16 protein-coding genes, 1 other RNA gene and 1 pseudogene are annotated in these 18,681 nt (G+C 68.9%); 10 read left to right on the top strand and 8 right to left on the bottom strand.

Annotated features, from left to right (window positions below; all coding sequences use genetic code 11):
• Positions 1 to 70 precede the first annotated feature (70 nt).
• The 3 genes from WS92_RS21110 to WS92_RS21100 are packed head-to-tail and all read left to right on the top strand — an operon-like array spanning position 71 to position 3,228.
• Complete coding sequence (locus tag WS92_RS21110; RefSeq protein WP_006026991.1) at positions 71 to 1,054, top strand: thiamine pyrophosphate-dependent dehydrogenase E1 component subunit alpha; 984 nt, start codon at positions 71 to 73, stop codon at positions 1,052 to 1,054.
• 49 nt (positions 1,055 to 1,103) lie between these two features.
• A complete protein-coding gene (locus WS92_RS21105) occupies positions 1,104 to 2,108 on the top strand; it encodes an alpha-ketoacid dehydrogenase subunit beta (RefSeq protein ID WP_059934656.1) in 1,005 nt (334 codons plus the stop codon).
• Positions 2,109 to 2,112: 4 nt separating this feature from the next.
• Positions 2,113 to 3,228 carry an acetoin dehydrogenase dihydrolipoyllysine-residue acetyltransferase subunit gene (locus WS92_RS21100; RefSeq protein WP_059934657.1) on the top strand — a complete coding sequence of 372 codons (1,116 nt, stop codon included), beginning with the start codon at positions 2,113 to 2,115 and terminating at the stop codon, positions 3,226 to 3,228.
• 245 nt (positions 3,229 to 3,473) lie between these two features.
• On the opposite strand, the pseudogene WS92_RS21095 reads toward WS92_RS21100, so the two are convergent.
• The 8 genes and pseudogenes from WS92_RS21095 to trxA form a co-directional block, all read right to left on the bottom strand.
• A pseudogene (locus tag WS92_RS21095) lies at positions 3,474 to 4,031 on the bottom strand (MATE family efflux transporter); the annotation flags it as partial.
• Between the two features lie 87 nt (positions 4,032 to 4,118).
• On the bottom strand, positions 4,119 to 5,867 hold the full coding sequence (locus WS92_RS21090) for an ArnT family glycosyltransferase (RefSeq protein WP_059934658.1): 1,749 nt from the start codon (positions 5,865 to 5,867) through the stop codon (positions 4,119 to 4,121).
• A 225-nt stretch (positions 5,868 to 6,092) separates the two neighbouring features.
• A complete protein-coding gene (locus tag WS92_RS21085; RefSeq protein ID WP_006026986.1) occupies positions 6,093 to 6,356 on the bottom strand; it encodes a type B 50S ribosomal protein L31 in 264 nt (87 codons plus the stop codon).
• Between the two features lie 133 nt (positions 6,357 to 6,489).
• Positions 6,490 to 7,335, bottom strand: coding sequence for a M90 family metallopeptidase (locus WS92_RS21080; protein WP_059934659.1), 846 nt, complete (start codon positions 7,333 to 7,335; stop codon positions 6,490 to 6,492).
• Between the two features lie 41 nt (positions 7,336 to 7,376).
• Positions 7,377 to 8,933 carry an MFS transporter gene (locus WS92_RS21075; RefSeq protein WP_059934660.1) on the bottom strand — a complete coding sequence of 519 codons (1,557 nt, stop codon included), beginning with the start codon at positions 8,931 to 8,933 and terminating at the stop codon, positions 7,377 to 7,379.
• Entirely contained in the window at positions 8,930 to 9,457 is a 528-nt protein-coding gene (locus tag WS92_RS21070) for a MerR family transcriptional regulator (RefSeq protein WP_006026983.1), read from the bottom strand. Before WS92_RS21070 ends, WS92_RS21075 begins: the two co-directional genes overlap by 4 nt.
• A gap of 137 nt (positions 9,458 to 9,594) precedes the next feature.
• Complete coding sequence (gene rho / locus WS92_RS21065) at positions 9,595 to 10,857, bottom strand: transcription termination factor Rho (RefSeq protein ID WP_009890788.1); 1,263 nt, start codon at positions 10,855 to 10,857, stop codon at positions 9,595 to 9,597.
• A 194-nt stretch (positions 10,858 to 11,051) separates the two neighbouring features.
• Positions 11,052 to 11,378, bottom strand: a complete 327-nt coding sequence (gene trxA, locus WS92_RS21055) for a thioredoxin TrxA (protein ID WP_006026981.1) — start codon at positions 11,376 to 11,378, stop codon at positions 11,052 to 11,054.
• A gap of 361 nt (positions 11,379 to 11,739) precedes the next feature.
• Here trxA and ffs point away from each other — a divergent pair.
• The 7 genes from ffs (at position 11,740) to WS92_RS21020 (ending at position 18,671) form a co-directional block, all read left to right on the top strand.
• Positions 11,740 to 11,838, top strand: an RNA gene (ffs, locus tag WS92_RS21050) — signal recognition particle sRNA small type.
• A gap of 169 nt (positions 11,839 to 12,007) precedes the next feature.
• Complete coding sequence (locus WS92_RS21045; protein WP_059934661.1) at positions 12,008 to 14,503, top strand: DNA polymerase III subunit gamma/tau; 2,496 nt, start codon at positions 12,008 to 12,010, stop codon at positions 14,501 to 14,503.
• Between the two features lie 93 nt (positions 14,504 to 14,596).
• Positions 14,597 to 14,923 (top strand): YbaB/EbfC family nucleoid-associated protein, encoded by a 327-nt coding sequence (locus WS92_RS21040; RefSeq protein WP_006026979.1) that lies wholly within the window; start codon positions 14,597 to 14,599, stop codon positions 14,921 to 14,923.
• Positions 14,924 to 14,954: 31 nt separating this feature from the next.
• Positions 14,955 to 15,557: a recombination mediator RecR gene (recR, locus tag WS92_RS21035; protein WP_006026978.1), complete on the top strand. Its 603-nt coding sequence runs from the start codon at positions 14,955 to 14,957 to the stop codon at positions 15,555 to 15,557.
• A 56-nt stretch (positions 15,558 to 15,613) separates the two neighbouring features.
• A complete protein-coding gene (locus tag WS92_RS21030; RefSeq protein ID WP_006026977.1) occupies positions 15,614 to 16,819 on the top strand; it encodes a CaiB/BaiF CoA transferase family protein in 1,206 nt (401 codons plus the stop codon).
• A 104-nt stretch (positions 16,820 to 16,923) separates the two neighbouring features.
• Entirely contained in the window at positions 16,924 to 17,685 is a 762-nt protein-coding gene (surE, locus tag WS92_RS21025) for a 5'/3'-nucleotidase SurE (protein ID WP_006026976.1), read from the top strand.
• Positions 17,682 to 18,671, top strand: coding sequence for a protein-L-isoaspartate(D-aspartate) O-methyltransferase (locus tag WS92_RS21020; RefSeq protein WP_059934662.1), 990 nt, complete (start codon positions 17,682 to 17,684; stop codon positions 18,669 to 18,671). Before surE ends, WS92_RS21020 begins: the two co-directional genes overlap by 4 nt.
• Positions 18,672 to 18,681: the final 10 nt, after the last annotated feature.

Raw genomic sequence — 18,681 nt, 5'->3', positions numbered from 1 at the left:
GCCGTCGTCCCGCCGCCTCGCGGCACAGGCCGCGGCGCGGCTTCAACGATAACCTATCCAGGAGACAGACATGTCCGTTTCGAATCAGCTCGGCAGCGATCGGCTGCTGCACGCGTATCGCCTGATGCGCACGATTCGCGAATTCGAAGAGCGCCTGCACGTCGAGTTCGCGACGGGCGAGATACCCGGCTTCGTGCATCTGTATGCGGGCGAGGAGGCGTCCGCGGTCGGCGCGATGCTTCATCTGAACGACGTCGACTACGTCGCGACGACGCACCGCGGCCACGGCCACTGCATCGCGAAGGGCGTCGACGTGCACGGCATGATGGCCGAGATCTACGGCCGCAGGACGGGCGTGTGCCGCGGCAAGGGCGGCTCGATGCACATCGCCGATCTGGCGAAGGGGATGCTCGGCGCGAACGGGATCGTCGGCGCGGGCGGGCCGCTCGTCTGCGGCGCGGCGCTCGCCGCGAAGCTGCGCGGCACGGGCGGCGTCGGCGTGTGCTTCTTCGGCGACGGCGCGTCGAACCAGGGCGTCATCTTCGAATCGATGAATCTCGCGTCGGTGTGGCGGCTGCCCGCGATCTTCGTCGCGGAGAACAACGGCTACGCGGAGGCGACCGCATCGAGCTGGTCGGTCGCGACCGACAACATCGCCGATCGCGCGAACGGCTTCGGGATGCCCGGCGTGATCGTCGACGGCTTCGATTTCTTCGCGGTGCACGAGGCGCTCGGCGAGGCGGTCGAGCGCGCGCGCGGCGGCGGCGGGCCGACGCTCGTCGAAGTGAAGTTCTCGCGCTACTTCGGCCACTTCGAGGGCGACGCGCAGACCTATCGCGCGCCGGGCGAAGTGCAGAAGCTGCGCGACGAGAAGGATTGCCTGAAGCGCTTCGAGGAGCGCGTCGTGCGCGCGGAAGCGCTCGCGCGCGAGGATCTGCGCGCGGTCGACGCGGCGGTCGCGGAACTGATCGACGACGCGCTCGCGCAAGCGAAGGCCGCGCCGCTGCCCGACGCGGCCGATCTGCTCACGGACGTCTACGTGTCGTACCCGTGAACGCGCGATGCGCGGCGAGCCGACATCGAACAACACTCAGGAGACAGACATGGCACGGAAAATCAGCTATTCGCAGGCGATCAACGAAGCGCTCGCGCAGGAGATGGCGCGCGACGCGAGCGTGATCGTGATGGGCGAGGACAACGCGGGCGGCGCGGGCGCGCCGGGCGAGGACGACGCCTGGGGCGGCGTGCTCGGCGTGACGAAGGGGCTTTATCATAAGTTTCCGGGGCGCGTGCTCGACACGCCGCTGTCGGAGGGCGGCTTCATCGGCGCGGCGGTCGGCGCGGCCGCGTGCGGGATGCGGCCCGTCGCGGAACTGATGTTCATCGACTTCATGGGCGTGTGCTTCGACCAGATCTTCAACCAGGCGGCGAAGTTCCGCTACATGTTCGGCGGCAAGGCGGTCACGCCCGTCGTGATTCGCACGATGATGGGCGCGGGGCTGCGCGCGGCCGCGCAGCATTCGCAGATGCTCACGTCGCTCTTCACGCACATTCCCGGCCTGAAGGTCGTGTGCCCGGCCACGCCGTACGACGCGAAGGGCCTGCTGATCCAGGCGATCCGCGACGACGATCCGGTGATCTTCTGCGAGCACAAGCTGCTGTACAGCCGCGACGGCGACGTGCCGGAGGAGTCCTACGCGATTCCGTTCGGCGAGGCGAGCGTCGTGCGCGACGGCGACGACGCGACGATCGTCACGTACGGGCGGATGGTGCACGTCGCGGCGCAGGCGGCGGACAAGCTCGCGAAGGACGGCGTGCACGCCGACGTGATCGATCTGCGCACGACGTCGCCGCTCGACGAGGAGACGATCCTCGAGAGCGCGGCGCGCACCGGGCGCGTCGTCGTCGTCGACGAGGCGAATCCGCGCTGCTCGATCGCGACCGACATCGCCGCGCTGATCGCGCAGCGCGCGTTCAGATCGCTGCAGGCGCCGATCGAGCTCGTCACCGCGCCGCACACGCCGGTGCCGTTCGCGAGCGTGCTCGAGGAGCTGTACATCCCGTCGTCCGATGCGATTGGGCAAGCCGTGCTGAAAACGAGGAGCTGACACGATGTCGATTCACATGATCACGATGCCCAAGTGGGGGCTATCGATGGAGCAGGGGCAGGTCAACGGCTGGCTGAAGGCGATCGGCGAGCGGGTTGCGAAAGGCGACGAGCTCGTCGACGTCGAGACCGACAAGATCTCGTCGGGCGTCGAATGCGCGTTCGACGGCACGCTGCGCCGGCAGCTCGCGCAGGCGGGCGAGACGCTGCCCGTCGGCGCGCTGCTCGGCGTCGTCGCGGCGCAGGACGCGAGCGATGCGGACATCGATGCGGCCGTCGCCGCGTTCCAGCGCGATTTCGTGCCGGACGCCGGCGCGGACGGCGACGCGGGACCGCAGCCGGAGAACGCGCGGATCGGCGGGCGCACGCTGCGCTTCCTGCGGCTCGGCGACGGCGGCGGCACGCCCGCCGTGCTGATCCACGGCTTCGGCGGCGACCTGAACAACTGGCTCTTCAACCACGCGGCGCTCGCCGCGCGCCGGCCGGTGTGGGCGCTCGATCTGCCGGGGCACGGCGAGTCGGGCAAGGCGGTCGAGACGGGCGGGCTCGACGAGCTCGCGGACGCGGTGCTCGCGCTGCTCGATGCGCGCGGCGTCGAGCGCGCGCATCTCGTCGGCCATTCGATGGGCGGCGCGGTCGCGATGACGGCGGCCGAGCGCGCGCCCGCGCGCGTTGCGTCGCTCACGCTGATCGCGAGCGCGGGGCTCGGCAGCGAGATCGACCGCGACTACATCGACGGCTTCGTCGCCGCCACGAGCCGCAACACGCTGAGACCGCACCTGACGAAGCTCTTCGCCGACGGCTCGCTCGTCACGCGGCAGCTCGTCGAGGACCTCGTCCGGTACAAGCGGCTCGAGGGCGTCGACGCCGCGCTGCGCAAGATCGCCGGCGCGGCGTTCGACGGCGCCGCGCAGCGCCGCGTGTTCCGCGAGCGCATCGCGTCGCTCGCGCCGCGCACGCTCGTGATCTGGGGCGGGGCGGACCAGGTGATCCCCGCGCATCATGCGCGCGGTTTGCCGGACGGCGTGCGCGCCGAGGTGCTGGCGGGGTGCGGCCACATGGTGCAGATGGAGGCGGCGGCCGACGTGAACCGCCTGGTCGACGCGTTCCTCGGAGACTGACGATGGCGCGCCGCGCCCGAACCGGCCGCCGCCGTCGAATCGACGGGCGCGGCGGCGGGCCGCGCGCGCGGTTCGACGCTCGAAAGACCGAAATCCGATGCCGGGAAGCCGAACGGGCGGCGACGGGAACGACGGGAACGACAGGAAGCCGGAGGGTGTGAGCGGGGGCGTTGCGGGCCGGACGAGCGAAGCGTGACGGGCGCGCAACCGACGCCCGCACGCAAGGCTTTCACGGCCGGCCGCGGCTACTGCGGCGCGCCGCCCGACTCCCGCTTCCCGACGCGTCGCAGATAGACCGCGAGCCCGCCGCCCGCGAGCATCAGGCTCGCGGCGTTCGCGATCCAGAAGCCGCGCGCGCCCGTGAGCGACGCGGGCACCGCACCGCCGACGTCGAACCCCAGCAGGTATCCGCCGCCGAGCCCGACGCCCCATAGCGCGACTGCATAGATCGCGGTCGGCACGATGGCGACCTTGTGCGCGCGCAGCACGAACGCGGTCGTGATCTGCAGCGCGTCGAAGAAGTGATAGAACGTGACGATCGCGACGAGCGGCATCGCGGCCGCGACGACGGCCGGGTTCGGCGTGTAGCCCGCCACGATCAGCGGCCGCAGCGCGAACACGACGACGCCGTACATGCACGCGAGCCCGCACGCGAGCGCGATGCCGTGCCGGCCGGGCGCGCGGGCCTCGTCGAAGCGCTTTGCGCCGAGCGCGCGCGCGACGAGCGTCGACGACGCGACGCCGATCGACAGCGGCGTCATGTACAGCACCGCGCCGACGTTGCCGGCGATCTGGTGGCCGGCCGAGCGCCGGCATGCCGAGGCCGCCGAAAATGAACCAGACGTTGAGCGGCACCTTGACGACGATCCGGCGGATGTCGCGAACATCGGTCAGCGGGCTTTGCGGGGCGCGCGGCGCTTGACTGGCGTCTTCGGGCGCTCGATCCGCTCGTACAGGCGGAAGCGCTCGTCGCGGTCGGCGACGCGGCGGCCTTCCCACACGAGACGCCACACGTATTGCGAGATCGAGCTCGGCTCGCCGAAGTCCGCGCGATCCTGGCGCAGGATCACGTCGCAGTCGTCGGTGAACGAGAAATGCATGTCGCCGAAATACGCGAACGTCGCGATCTGCGCGTCGCCGAGCCGCACGGGCGAGATGCATTCGTAGTCGGAGGGCAGGTGCGCGGCGATCTGCTGCGCGACGTCGCGATAGGTCCGGCTGTAATTGACGATCGGCAGCCACAGCGTCATCAGCAGCACCCACATCAGCGTCGTGCCGGCGCTCGACAGCACGACGCTGCGCCACAGCACCTTCGGTTGACGCGAGATGCGCCAGCGCACGAGCATCAGCCAGCATGCGGTCGCCGCGAGCGCGCAGACGAATGACAGCACCTTGAAGTGCGGCTCGTAGCCCGGCACGAGGCGCCCGAGGTTGCGCGCGAGCGGGTGCGGGAAGCCCGTCAGCGATGCGAGCCACACGAGCCACACGAACGTGCCGAGGATCGTGAAGCTCAGCACCGCGAACCAGTCGATCGCGTTGATCGCGCCGCGCTTGAGCGTCGGCAGCGCGAACGTCGCGACGACGGCGAGGGCGGGCAGCAGCAGCATGTACATCCGGTTCGTTTGCTGGCTCTGCAGGATCACGAGCACGAGGAGCGGCACGACGACCGACAGCGGAATCGCGATGTGCGGCCGGCGGCGCAGCCCCGCCCAACTGACCCACGCCCAGATCGCGAGCGGCCACGCGGGCCACGTGAAGAGCGGCAGGTTCTTGGCCGCGTACGCGAGCACCGTCGTCGGCGGGCCGGAGAAGCGCGTGAGGCTGCCGTGCAGCCATTGGTTGAAGAACCAGCTCGCGTCGTCGGGGAACGCGACGTGCGCGGCGAGCGGCCAGATCGCGAACACGGCGACGGCGAGCGGCAGCCCGATCGCCGGCACCTGAACGCAGCGGATCTCCGGCGTGACGAGATAGAGCGCGAGCGTGCCGACCGCGAGCGCGGCGACGAGCACCGGGTTGCCCGACAGCGCGACGAGGCCGAGCGCGAGGCCCCACCAGAGCGCGCCTTGCACCGGCTTGTCGATCACGCGCACGAGCCCGTAGACGAACATCGCGATCCACGCGAACTGCGCGAGTTGCGGCGTCGTCTCGTGGCCGCGCTCGGCGAGGCCGAAGCACGCGAGCAGGATGAGGAGCGCGCCGTCGGCGAGCGTGCGCCCGTAGTCGCGCGGCTCGGGCTCGCCGCCGAACGCGTACTTGAACGGCTGGATCTCGGCGCGCCGGCCGAGCAGGTAGGCGGCGTACCAGACGAACGCGGACGCGACGCAGAACAGCACGCCCGTGTAGACGCGCGACGCGTTGCTCGCGTCGACCCACGGCAGCGCGCGGATCGCGAGGCTGCCGAGCCAGTAGCCGAGCGGCCCGTCGGACGTGACGAACTTGCCGACGAGATTCGGCAGCAGCCAGTCGTGCAGGCCGCCCTGGGCCATCGTCCACATCACGCCGAAGCCCGCCGCGTCCTCGTTCTTCCACGGATCGCGGCCGAACAGCCCGAACGCCGCATAGACGATGCAGAGCGTGAGCAGTAGCCAGCGCGGCAGCGCGCGGGTGGCGGAAGCGGTAAGGCGAACGACAGGCTTCATGCAGATGGGGGCAAGAGGATGAGCGGCATGCCGACGCGCGAGCGGCGGGCGGTTCGGGCATCCGGCATTGTAGACGCGCCGGGCGGCGCGCGTCAGCGAACCGGAAGGCCCGCGCGGCGCCCGGCGGCGACGCGGGATCGGCAGGGACAAAAAAAGGCAGCCCAGGCTGCCTTTTTTTGCGGGAACCGGCCCGGCGCGACGCCGGGTGCCGTGCGGGCGCGAAGCTTACTTCGCGGCCTTGCCGCTGGCGCGTGCGCCGAACTTGTTCTTGAACTTCTCGACACGGCCCGCCGTATCCATGATCTTTTGCTGGCCGGTGTAGAACGAGTGCGATTCCGACGACACTTCGACCTTCGCGAGCGGGTAGGTCTTGCCGTCGAGTTCGATGGTCTCACGCGTCTGGATCGTCGAGCGCGTGATGAACTTGAAGCCGTTCGACATGTCTTGGAAGACGACTTCGCGGTAATCCGGGTGAATGCCTTGTTTCATGGTTTTTCCTATGTGAGAGCGGTAGCCAGCCCGCCGCTTGCGCATCGTGGCGCGAAAGCCCGGCGCGAGCCACTTGCCTAAGGTCGAAAGCTCGTGATTATGCCAGAAAATCAGACGCTTGGCGAATTTTTCGTCAGACGTGCGCGACGAGGCGCGAGAGACACCCCGTTTGCGCCGGGTCCTGCCGGTAGTAACGGGCGAGCAGCCGGTACAGCTCCGGAAATTCGGCCTCGAACGGGCGCGGCTTGACGAAGAGCGCCTCGCTGCAGACCGCGAAGAATTCCGACGGGTGGTCGGCCGCGTACGGATCGATCAGCGAGTCGCGCTCGAAGCGCGCCCACGCGCGGTCCGGCACCGCGTCGACACGGTCGCAGAACTGATCGTACGCATGGTCGAACACGTCGGCCCAGCGCTCGGCGTCGAGCTCCGGCGCATGCCAGCGGCGAAAAAGGGGCGGATGACCGTCGGCCGCGCCGCTCATCATGTCGATCTTGTGCGCGAATTCGTGGATCACGACGTTGTACGCGTCCGAGCCGTCCGACATCTGCACGTCCTCCCACGAGAGGATCACCGGCCCGCCTTCCCATGCTTCGCCGCTCGCGTCGTGCTCGACCTCGTGCACGACGCCGTCCTCGTCCTCGACCGTCTTGCGGATCACGAATTCGCCCGGGTAGACGACGATGCCGACCCAGCCGCGATACAGGTCGAGGCCGAGGTTCAGCACGGGCACGCACGCCTGCGCGGCGATGCCGACGACGATCGCGTCGGTGAGCTCGAGCCCGTGCGCGGTCGAGAACGACTTCTGCGCGAGAAAGAGGCTCGTCGTTTCGCGCAGCCGTGCGCGGTCTTCGCCGGACAGGTACGACAGGAACGGCAGGCGCTCGAGCGTCTCGCGCCACAGTGCGTCGGGAATCGGATGCGAGCGCAGTGCGCGATTGCGGCGGCGCGCGTCGAGCCATTGGTTGAGCTTGGAGAACATCGAGGCGGAAAGGGCGTGAAGCGACAGGCGCTAAACGTACCTCAATCGATCTCTTTTTGCCAGGCGGCGAAGAGGCCGCCGCAGATCGCGACGCCCGCGAGGAAGTAGAAGCCGTCGAGCGACGCGAGGAACGACGCCTGTTGCGCGATCGTGCGGCTCACGGTGACGAGCGCGAGCGCATGCGCGTCGGAGAGCGCGTGGCCCGCGGCCGCAAAGCCGCGCGCGAGTGTGTCGACGGTCTGCTGGAACAGCGGATTGTAGACGTTCGCCTGCTCGACGAGCCGCGTCTCGTGCACGGCGAGCCGATGCCGCTCGACGATGATGACGGACGCGGTCGCGAACGAAATCGTCAGTTGCCGGACGATGTTCTTCAGCCGGTAGCCGTGCGAATACTCATCGATCGCGAACACGCGGAACGTCAGGTTCGCGACGGGCAGCACGATGAAGAGGAGCAGCAGCCCGCGCATCAGGAGCGGCGCGACGAGTGCCGCCTCGCCGGCATCGGGCGACATCCGCGTCATCCACAGCGCGGCGAACGCGGCGAGCGCGAAGCCGGGCACGATGATCCATTTCTTGTGCGTGAGGCGCTTCGCGTAGCGCAGATAGACGAAAAGCGCGCTCGCGGAGATCAGCGACATCGTGCCGACGAGCCGCCCCGAGTTCTCGACCGGATAGCCGAGCCCGGTTTCGAGAAAGCGGGAGATCAGATAGCTGTAGCCCGTCGTCTCGTAGTAATAGAACATGTAGAGCAGCAGGCCGACCTGGAACGTGCGCTCGCGAAACGCGTGCAGCCGCACGAGCGGCGCCGGATGATGCCACTGGTGATGGCCGAACCACGCAAGCGCCGCGAGGCCGCCGGCGGCGAGCAGCACGAGCTGCGGCGAGCCGGCGAAGAGCTGGAAGCGCACCTGCTGCATCACGATCTGCAGCGCGCCCTGCGCGAGCGCGAAGATCACATATGGCCAGAAGTGCGCGCCGCCGCGCTCGTCGGGCGGCGTGTGGCCGGAATCGGGCAGCGCGACGAACGCGAGCGCCGCGAACAGGATGCCCGCCGGCACCGTGCACGCGAACAGCGCGCGCCACGTGAAATGCGCGACGAGCAGGCCGCCCGCGATCGGCGCGAGCGCGCTGCCGAGCAGCAGCATGATGAGGAATGCGCGCGTCGCGGGCGGGCGATCCTTCGGCGCGAAGCTGACCTGGATCAGGATCCGGCACGCGCCCATCATCGGGCCGATGAAGTAGCCCTGGAAGCCGCGCGCGAACGCGAGTTGCAGCGACGTGTCAGCGAGTGCCGCGGCGGCCGCGCCGAGCGAGAACATCAGCATGCAGCCGGCGACGTAGCGCCGGTGCCCGAGCCGGTCGACCCACCATTGCTGCTGCAGGATGCCGAGTACGGCCGTCACCGCGTACGCGCTCGACGCCCACACGAGCTCGTCCGGCGACGCGTTGATGCCGCCCGCGATATAGCTTGCGAAGAACGAGAACGTCGCGTTGTCGAAGTAGTCGAGGCCGGTGACGATCGCGAGCACCCACGGAAAGAAATCGCCGCGCAGATTGGCGGCGTTCCATAGCGGCGGCCGGCCCGGCGTCGCGTTCATGCGCCGGGCCCGCCGGTCTTGCGGATCTCGCGGGTCTTGCGGGTCTTGCCGCCGCGCGCGGCGGCGCGGCGCTGCGCGATCAGCTCGTCGGGGTTTTCGCCGGCGAGCCGGCGCTCGACGTAGTCGATATCGTGCTGCAGCTCCTTCTTCAGCGCGCGCACTTCCTTCAGTTCGCGCTGCGCGGCGGCGATGCGCGCATCGAGCGTCGCGATCTGCTGCGACAGATCCGCGTGGATATCGCGCAGCGACGCGTCCGAATAGCGCCGCCGTCCGTCGCCCGCCGGCTCGAGCGGGCGCTTGAGCATCTCGGTGATGCCGTGCAGCGAGAACCCGATCGCGCGCAGCCGCAGGATGCGCTCGAAGCGCTCGAGGTCCGCGGCGTCGTACAGCCGATAGCGGCCTTCGCTGCGCGACGGCGTGACGAGCCCGCGCTCCTCGTAGTACTTGAGCGTGCGCGGCGTCACGCCGAGCCGCTCGGCGGCGTCGCGCACGGTCAGAAGCAGGGTGGGCGGGGCGTCGCTCATGGCGCGGAATTCTCCGGATGACGAAGGATCGATGTCCGCGATTATAGATCAACGTGTACGTTCACGTACAAGTTTGCCGATAAAAAACCGCCCGGGGAAGCGGGCGGTTTTTCGCGCTGCGGGGCGTGCGGCCGGAATCAGCCGCCGCGGCGCATCAGATCGAAGAACTCGGCGTTGTTCTTCGTCTGGCGGATCTTGTCGAGCAGGAATTCCATCGCCTCGACTTCGTCCATGTCATGGATGAACTTGCGCAGCACCCAGATCTTCTGAAGGATCTCGGGCTTGATCAGCATTTCCTCGCGGCGCGTGCCCGACTTGTTCAGGTTGATAGACGGATACACGCGCTTTTCCGCGAGACGGCGCTCGAGGTGCACTTCCATGTTGCCCGTGCCCTTGAACTCTTCGTAGATCACGTCGTCCATGCGGCTGCCGGTTTCGATCAGCGCGGTGCCGATGATCGTGAGCGAGCCGCCTTCCTCGATGTTGCGCGCCGCGCCGAAGAAGCGCTTCGGGCGCTGCAGCGCGTTCGCGTCGACGCCGCCCGTCAGCACCTTGCCCGACGCCGGGATCACGGTGTTGTACGCGCGCGCGAGGCGGGTGATCGAATCGAGCAGGATCACGACGTCGTGCTTCATCTCGACGAGGCGCTTGGCCTTTTCGATCACCATTTCGGCGACCTGCACGTGGCGCGTGGCCGGTTCGTCGAACGTCGACGCGATCACTTCGCCCGCCACCGAGCGCTGCATTTCGGTCACTTCTTCGGGGCGCTCGTCGATCAGCAGCACGAACAGGATCACGTCCGGGTGGTTCTGCTTGATCGCGTGCGCGATGTGCTGGAGCATCACGGTCTTGCCGGACTTCGGCGACGCGACGAGCAGGCCGCGCTGGCCCTTGCCGATCGGCGCGATCATGTCGATGATGCGGCCCGTCACGTTCTCCTCGCCGCGCATCTCGCGCTCGAGCCACAGCGGCTTGTTCGGGTGCAGCGGCGTGAGGTTCTCGAACATGATCTTGTGTTTCGAGGCCTCGGGCGGCTGCCCGTTGACTTTGTCGACCTTCACGAGCGCGAAGTAGCGCTCGCCGTCCTTCGGCGTGCGGACTTCGCCTTCGATCGTGTCGCCGGTGTGCAGGTTGAAGCGGCGGATCTGCGACGGGCTGATATAGATGTCATCCGTGCTCGCGAGGTACGACATTTCAGGCGAGCGCAGGAAGCCGAAGCCGTCGGGCAGCACTTCGAGCGTGCCGTCGCCGAAGATCGTTTCTCCCGTCTTGGCGCGCTTTTTGAGAATGGCGAACATCAACTCCTGCTTGCGCAGGCGGTTCGCGTTTTCGATCTCCAGGCCATTGGCCATTTCGATCAATTCGGAGACGTGCAGAGACTTGAGCTCGGATAAATGCATACGGAGATCCCGCCAGGGAGGAGATGCGACGAAAGATATAGGGAGGAGGGCGAGCGGAAGCGCTCAGAGACTTAAATGCGTCTTATCGACGTTTTTGATTCTAGCATAGGCCGATTCGGGCTTGAGCGACCGATCGGCGGATTTAACGGCGCACGTGTTGCCGGCTGACAACACGTGCGCCGCGGCGCATCTATTTAGAGATGGCTGTCCAGGAACGCGGTGAGCTGAGACTTTGACAGCGCGCCGACCTTCTGCGCGGCGACCGCGCCGTTCTTGAAGAGGATCAGCGTCGGGATGCCGCGCACACCGAACTTCGCGGGCGTCGCCTGGTGGTCGTCGACGTTGATCTTCGCGATCTGCAGCCTGTCGCCGTAGTCCTTCGCGACTTCGTCGAGGATCGGGGCGATCATCTTGCACGGACCGCACCACTCGGCCCAGAAGTCCAGCAGGACCGGCTTGTCGGACTTGACGACGTCCTGCTCGAACGATGCGTCGCTGATGTGTTTGATCTGTTCGCTCATTGGGTCAATACCTCTTTCGGTTCGGGGACTGCCTGCGCCGGCCGCCCATGGGCCTTGCCGGTCGCCGGGGCAGGAAGCTCCGCTCTTGCGAAAAGAAGGGCGTGAGCGCTGCGTACCGCGGCTCGCGGGTCATTCGGGCGTCATATTAGCCTAAATTGCTATCCGCTGTTGACGGCGATAGTAGTCGTCATGCGAACAGGGATGTGATGCGGTTTCGGGCTTGCCGCCCGAGTGTGTCCCGCGTGTGTGTCAAATGGGAGCGGCGTCGCGAATTGCAAGGGGCGCGCGACGCCGCGCGATTTGTCGTCTCGTATGCGAATAACGGTCGCGCGGCGCGCCAAGCGATGCTAGAATGCGCCGTGACGGGCCTCCTCGCATGGTGGGGCGGTCAACCTGGTCAGGTCGGGAACGAAGCAGCCACAGCCGTTTTCCGCCAGTGCCGAGGGTCGGGCTCGTCACCTTCCACTTGCTTCACCCGCATTCCGCTGCTCGCCGTCGCTCGCTATTCTCCGCTCGCGTTCTTCCGTTTTCTCTCCCTTTTTCTTCGCTTCCCTGATCGGCTCGATATGCGCGTGCTTCGCGGCGTTCAACCTGTCGGCGCGGCGCAGCGTTGCTGATACAATTTCCCGATGACCTATCAAGTTCTCGCACGCAAGTGGCGTCCGAAGGATTTCGCTTCGCTCGTCGGCCAGGAGCACGTCGTCAGGGCGCTCACGCACGCGCTCGACGGCGGGCGTTTGCATCACGCCTATTTATTCACGGGCACGCGCGGCGTCGGCAAGACGACGCTGTCGCGCATCTTCGCGAAGGCGCTCAATTGCGAGACGGGCGTCACGTCGCAGCCGTGCGGCGTGTGCCGCGCGTGTCGCGAGATCGATGAAGGGCGCTTCGTCGACTACGTCGAAATGGATGCGGCGAGCAATCGCGGCGTCGACGAAATGGCCGCGCTGCTCGAGCGCGCGGTGTACGCGCCCGTCGATGCGCGCTTCAAGGTCTACATGATCGACGAAGTGCACATGCTGACGAACCACGCGTTCAACGCGATGCTGAAAACGCTCGAAGAGCCGCCGCCGCACGTCAAGTTCATCCTCGCGACGACCGACCCGCAAAAGATTCCCGTCACCGTGCTGTCGCGCTGCCTGCAGTTCAATCTGAAGCAGATGCCGGCCGGGCACATCGTGTCGCACCTCGAGCGGATTCTCGGCGAGGAGCGGATCGCGTTCGAGCCGCAGGCGCTGCGTCTTCTCGCGCGCGCGGCGCAGGGCAGCATGCGCGATGCGCTGTCGCTGACCGATCAGGCGATCGCGTATTCGGCGAACGAAGTGACCGAAACCGCTGTATCCGGGATGCTCGGCACGCTCGACCAGACCTACATGGTGCGGCTACTCGACGCGCTCGCCGCCGCCGACGGTCCGCAGATTCTCGCCGTCGCCGACGAGATGGCGCTGCGCAGCCTGTCGTTCTCGGCCGCGCTGCAGGATCTCGCGAGCCTGCTGCACCGGATCGCGTGGGCGCAGTTCGCGCCCGCGTCGGTGCTCGACGAATGGCCGGAAGCGGCCGATCTGCGCCGCTTCGCCGAGTTGCTGAGCCCGGAGCAGGTGCAGCTCTATTATCAGATCGCGACGCTCGGGCGCGGCGAGCTCGGCCTCGCGCCCGACGAATACGCGGGCTTCACGATGACGCTGCTGCGAATGCTGGCGTTCGAGCCGGCGACGACGGGCGGCAGCGCGCCGGGCGGCGGGTTGCCCGCTCAGGCGGCCGGCGCCGCGCCGAAGTCGGGCGCGCGCGCGACGGCTGCGGTCGGCGCGGCGGCGCCCGCAGTTGCTGCGGTGGCGCAAACGCCAAGGGCGGCCGGCGCGCGTGCGGCAACGCGCGCCGAGACGCCGTCGCTCGCGCAAGCGGCGCTGGCGACGGCCGAGCGGGGCGGAGACGCGTCCGCGAACACGCGCGTGCCGGCCGACGCACGCCCCGGCGAGCACGAGCGCGACGCGCGGCTGCATGCCGGCGCGCCGCGCGCCGACTTGAGCGCATCATCGGGCACGCAGTCGGACGCTGCGTCCGAATCCGCGCCGCGCGCGGCCGAGTCGTCCGAATCGACGCCCGCTGCCGTGTCCGCAGCGCCCGCCGTACCCGAGTCGGCCACGCCGATCGCTGCCTCATCGACTGAGGCAGCGACCGAGGCCTCGACTGAGGGGGTCGCCGCGGCGCCCGCGCCCGTCGCGGCCGAATCCCGAGCGCCGGCACCCGCATCCGCTGCCGGCGCACCCGCGCCGCGCGCGACTGGCGCGGCCGCCGCGCTCGACGTGCTGCGCAACGCGGGCATGCGCGTGTCGTCCGATCGTGGCCGCGGCGCAGACGCCGCGCGCCCGGCCGCGCCGGCCACGGCGTCCGCCGCGAAGTCCGCGCCGCGCGTGCAGGTGCCCGTGCCGACGCCGCGCGCCCGCGCGTCGGCCGGCGATGCGCCGCCGGACGGCGCCGCGCGCGCCGAAGCGAGATCCGGGTCTCGCAACGCGCCGCCGCCGTGGGAGGACATACCGCCCGACGATTACGTGCCGTTGTCGATGGACGACGGGTTCATCCCGCCCGACGACGGTTTCGTCCCGGTGTTCGACGGCGGCCCCGACGACGTCCGCGTCGCGCCGAAGCCGGCACCCGCACCGCCCGTCGACGCGCGTCCGTTGCCGGAGCCGATTCCGCTCGACGCAATCGGCTACGACGGCGAATGGCCGACGCTCGCGGCGAGCCTGCCGCTCAAGGGCGTTGCTTACCAGCTCGCGTTCAACAGCGAACTGACGTCGGCCGGCGGCGGCGCGCTCAAGCTTGCCGTGCCGGTGCCGCAATACGCGGACGCCGCGCAGGTCGCGAAGCTGAAGGCGGCGCTTGCGGATGCGCTCGGCAAGCCGATCGACGTCACAGTCGAGGTCGGGCCGGCGCGCCGCACCGCGGCGGCGATCGCTGCCGCCGAGCGTGCGAAGCGGCAGCGCGAGGCCGAGCAGGAGATGAGCGCCGATCCGTTCGTCCAGCAGTTGCTGCGCGAATTCGGCGCGAGCATCGTCGAAGGCTCGATTCGGCCCGTCGGCCCGGAAACGGGCGCCGCGGACGGCGCCGCGCCGACGCTGCATTGACGCGAGCCGGACGCCGCGCACGCCCGGTTTCCCTATTCACGCGCGGGCGCTAAGATCGCGCCCGTTCGCAATCGATTACGAAGGAGCAAGTCCATGATGAAAGGCCAACTCGCCGGGCTGATGAAGCAGGCCCAGCAGATGCAGGAAAACATGAAGAAGATGCAGGAGCAACTGGCCCTCATCGAAGTGGAAGGCCAGTCGGGCGCGGGGCTCGTCAAGGTGACGATGACCTGCCGCAACGAGGTGCGCCGCGTGTCGATCGATCCGAGCCTGCTCGCCGACGACAAGGACATGCTCGAGGACCTCGTCGCCGCGGCGTTCAACGACGCCGTGCGCAAGGCCGAGGCGACGTCGCAGGAGAAGATGAGCGGGATGACGGCGGGCCTGCCGCTGCCGCCCGGCTTCAAGCTGCCGTTCTGACGATGAACCGTTCGGCCGACGCCGCAAGCGCATGAGCATCAAGCCGCCGTCCGCGCTGTCCGAGCTCGTCGAGGCGCTGCGCGCGCTGCCGGGCGTCGGGCCGAAATCCGCGCAGCGCATCGCGTACCACCTGATGCAGCACGATCGGGAGGGGGCCGAGCGCCTCGGGCGGTCGCTGCTGTTCGCGACCGAGCATCTGCGGCATTGCGAGAAGTGCAACACGTTCACGCAAGCGCCGATCTGCGAGGTCTGCAGCGATCCCGAGCGCGATCCGGCGCTGCTCTGCGTCGTCGAGACGCCCGCCGACCAGATCATGCTGGAGCAGACGATGACCTATCGCGGGCTGTACTTCGTGCTGATGGGGCGCCTGAGCCCGCTCGACGGCATCGGGCCGAAGGAGATCCATTTCGACCGGCTCGTGCGCCGCGCGTCCGACGGCGTCGTGAAGGAGGTCGTGCTCGCGACGAACTTCACGAACGAAGGCGAGGCGACCGCGCACTATCTCGGCCAGACGCTGAAGGCACGTGGCCTTGCCGTCACGCGGCTCGCGCGCGGCGTGCCGGTGGGCGGCGAGCTCGAATACGTCGACGCCGGCACAATCGCCCGCGCGATGCTCGATCGGCGCACGCTCTAGCCGGCCGCGCGGCCCGCTGGCGCCGCGCGTTCCGTTCAACGATCCAAGGAAGCAACATGAGCGCAACCCCCGGCCCGCTCGCGGGCGTCAAGGTGCTCGAACTCGGCACGCTGATCGCCGGCCCGTTCGCCGCGCGCCTGCTCGCCGAGTTCGGCGCGCAAGTCATCAAGATCGAAGATCCGAACGGCGGCGATCCGCTGCGCAAGTGGCGCAAGCTGTATCCGGAGGCGGGCGGCACGTCGCTGTGGTGGGCGGTGCAGGCGCGCAACAAGAAATCGGTGACGATCAACCTGAAGTCCGACGAGGGCAAGGAGATCGTGCGCCGCTTGGCGCGCGACGCCGACATCGTCGTCGAGAACTTCCGCCCCGGCTTGCTCGAGAAACTCGGCCTCGGCTACGACGTGCTGTCGGCCGGCAATCCGGGCCTCGTGATGGTGCGCCTGTCCGGCTACGGGCAGACGGGCCCGTACCGCGACCGTCCCGGCTTCGGCGCGATCGCCGAATCGATGGGCGGGCTGCGCCACATCACGGGCTACCCCGAGCTGCCGCCGCCGCGCATCGGCATTTCGATCGGCGATTCGATCGCGGCGCTGCACGGCGTGATCGGCGCGCTGATGGCGCTGCATCATCGCAACGTGAACGGCGGCGCGGGACAGGTTGTCGACGTCGCGCTGTACGAGGCCGTCTTCAACATGATGGAAAGCGTCGTGCCCGAGTACGGCGTCTACGGGCTCGTGCGCGAGCGCACGGGCGCGTCGCTGCCGGGCATCGTGCCGTCGAACACGTATCCGTGCCGCGATGGCAGCGTCGTGATCGGCGGCAACAGCGATCCGATCTTCAAGCGCCTGATGAAGGCGATCGGGCGCGACGATCTCGCCGACGACCCGGCGCTCGCGCACAACGACGGCCGTGTGCCGCGCACGCAGGAGATCGACGCGGCGCTCGCCGAATGGCTCGCCGGGCGCACGATCGACGACGCGCTCGCGGTGCTGAACGCGGCTGACGTGCCGGCGTCGCGCATCTACAGCGTCGCCGACATGTTCGCCGATCCTCAATTCGTCGCGCGCCAGATGATCCAGCGTTTCAAACTCGCCGACGGCGCGGAGATCCCGCTGCCGAGCGTGACGCCGAAGCTGTCCGACACGCCGGGCGAAACGCGCTGGCTCGGCCCGGCGCTCGGCGAGCACACGGACGAGGTGCTCGGCGCGCTCGGCTACGACGCGCAGGCGATCGCCGCGCTGCGCGAGAAGCGCGCGATCTGAGCGCCGAGGGCCGCGCGGCGTGCGTTTGCGCGCCGTCGCGCGCGGCGCGCCGTGCGGCCCGGGCTGTCGCTCTCGCGCAATCTTTCCTCGGTTACAATCGCCGGATGCGAATACTACTCAGCAACGACGACGGATATCTCGCGCCCGGCCTCGCCGCGCTGTACGAAGCGCTGTGCCCGCTCGCCGAGATCGTCGTGATGGCGCCCGAGCAGAATTGCAGCGGCGCGTCGAACTCGCTCACGCTGTCGCGTCCGCTCTCGGTGTCGCGCTCGGCGGCCACGGGTTTCTACTACGTGAACGGCACGCCGACCGATTCGGTGCACGTCGCGCTGACGGGCATGCTCGACGCGAAGCCGGACCTCGTCGTGTCGGGGATCAACAACGGCCAGAACATGGGCGACGACACGCTGTATTCCGGCACGGTCGCCGCCGCGACGGAAGGCATCATGTTCGGCGTGCCGGCGATCGCGTTCTCGCTCGTTCACAAGGAATGGGCGCACCTCGACGACGCGGCGCGCGTCGCGGCGGAGATCGTGCGTCATTACCTCGACCATCCGCTGCCCGGCCCGCCGCTCCTGAACGTCAATATTCCGAACCTGCCATACGACGAGCTGAAGGGCTGGCGCGTGACGCGGCTCGGCAAGCGCCATCCGTCGCAGCCGGTGATTCGCCAAACCAATCCGCGCGGCGAGCCGATCTACTGGATCGGTGCGACGGGCGACGCGCTCGATGCGAGCGAGGGCACCGATTTTCACGCGGCCGCGTCGGGCTACGTGTCGATCACGCCGCTGCAGCTCGATCTCACGCACACGCAGATGCTCGCAGCCACGCGCGATTGGGCGCGTGCCGGGAGCGGCGCTTCATGAGCGGCGAGCGCGCGAAGCGGTTTCCGCTCGCGCTCGAGGACCTGAAGCGCGAGCCGCGCAAGCCCGAGGGGCGCGCGGCCGAGCGCCAGGCGGCTGGCGACGCCGCCCGCCAGCGCCTCACCGCGGCGGCGGCAGCCGCGCCCGCAGCGGCTTCCCCGATCGTGTCCGGGCGCCGCGCGCCACGCGCGGCCGGCGCGTCGGGTATCGGCGGGTCCGTTTCGAAATCCGTGCGCGCGAAGCAGCATGCGCCCGCGATGCCCGGCGTCGCGAAGGGCGCGTTGTCCGCCGGCACGAAGAACGGCGACAAGGGCGCTGCGCCGAACGTCGCGTTGAGCAGCGCGCTCGCGCTGACTTCGGAACGGGTGCGCGAGCGCATGGTCGAACGGCTGCTGGCAAACGGCGTGAGCGATCCGCGCGTGCTTGCAGCGATGTCGGCCGTGCCGCGCCACATGTTCGTCGATCCCGGGCTCGCGGCCCAGGCGTACGAGGATGCCGCGCTGCCGATCGGCCATCAGCAGACGATCTCGAAGCCGTCGGTCGTCGCGCGAATGATCGAGCTCGCGGCGGCGGGCCGCACGCTCGAGCGCGTGCTCGAAATCGGCACCGGCTGCGGCTATCAGGCCGCGGTGCTGAGCCGCGTCGCGCGCGACGTGTATTCGATCGAACGCGTGAAGCCGCTCTACGAGCGCGCGAAACTGAATTTGCGGCCGCTGCGCGTGCCGAACATCCGCCTGCACTACGGCGACGGACGCGTGGGCCTGCCCGCCGCGGCGCCGTTCGACGCGATCGTGATCGCGGCGGCGGGGCTCGACGTGCCGCGGGCGCTGTTGGAACAATTGGCGATCGGCGGCAGGCTAGTCGCGCCTGTCGGAGAGCAGGCGGGCGAGCAGGTGCTGACGCTCGTGGAGCGTGTCGCACCCGCGCAGTGGCGCGAGTCGCGGCTTGATCGCGTTTTCTTTGTCCCTTTAAAATCCGGAGTGATTTGATACCGATGAG

This window comes from Burkholderia sp. MSMB1588 (genome assembly GCF_001546925.1).
GTDB lineage: Bacteria > Pseudomonadota > Gammaproteobacteria > Burkholderiales > Burkholderiaceae > Burkholderia > Burkholderia humptydooensis.
Note: the sequence above shows the minus strand (reverse complement) of the source record. Positions and strands in the feature narration are given on the sequence as shown.

Bases quoted from the DNA above. Each gene is read 5' to 3' on its own strand.
- WS92_RS21030 (WP_006026977.1), top strand. From the start codon at position 15,614: ATGAGCGCAACCCCCGGCCCGCTCGCGGGCGTCAAGGTGCTCGAACTC.
- WS92_RS21085 (WP_006026986.1), bottom strand. From the start codon at position 6,356: ATGAAACAAGGCATTCACCCGGATTACCGCGAAGTCGTCTTCCAAGAC.
- surE (WP_006026976.1), top strand. From the start codon at position 16,924: ATGCGAATACTACTCAGCAACGACGACGGATATCTCGCGCCCGGCCTC.
- WS92_RS21040 (WP_006026979.1), top strand. From the start codon at position 14,597: ATGATGAAAGGCCAACTCGCCGGGCTGATGAAGCAGGCCCAGCAGATG.
- WS92_RS21080 (WP_059934659.1), bottom strand. From the start codon at position 7,335: ATGTTCTCCAAGCTCAACCAATGGCTCGACGCGCGCCGCCGCAATCGC.
- recR (WP_006026978.1), top strand. From the start codon at position 14,955: ATGAGCATCAAGCCGCCGTCCGCGCTGTCCGAGCTCGTCGAGGCGCTG.
- rho (WP_009890788.1), bottom strand. From the start codon at position 10,857: ATGCATTTATCCGAGCTCAAGTCTCTGCACGTCTCCGAATTGATCGAA.
- WS92_RS21100 (WP_059934657.1), top strand. From the start codon at position 2,113: ATGTCGATTCACATGATCACGATGCCCAAGTGGGGGCTATCGATGGAG.
- WS92_RS21045 (WP_059934661.1), top strand. From the start codon at position 12,008: ATGACCTATCAAGTTCTCGCACGCAAGTGGCGTCCGAAGGATTTCGCT.
- WS92_RS21105 (WP_059934656.1), top strand. From the start codon at position 1,104: ATGGCACGGAAAATCAGCTATTCGCAGGCGATCAACGAAGCGCTCGCG.
- WS92_RS21090 (WP_059934658.1), bottom strand. From the start codon at position 5,867: ATGAAGCCTGTCGTTCGCCTTACCGCTTCCGCCACCCGCGCGCTGCCG.
- WS92_RS21070 (WP_006026983.1), bottom strand. From the start codon at position 9,457: ATGAGCGACGCCCCGCCCACCCTGCTTCTGACCGTGCGCGACGCCGCC.
- trxA (WP_006026981.1), bottom strand. From the start codon at position 11,378: ATGAGCGAACAGATCAAACACATCAGCGACGCATCGTTCGAGCAGGAC.
- WS92_RS21110 (WP_006026991.1), top strand. From the start codon at position 71: ATGTCCGTTTCGAATCAGCTCGGCAGCGATCGGCTGCTGCACGCGTAT.
- WS92_RS21075 (WP_059934660.1), bottom strand. From the start codon at position 8,933: ATGAACGCGACGCCGGGCCGGCCGCCGCTATGGAACGCCGCCAATCTG.
- WS92_RS21020 (WP_059934662.1), top strand. From the start codon at position 17,682: ATGAGCGGCGAGCGCGCGAAGCGGTTTCCGCTCGCGCTCGAGGACCTG.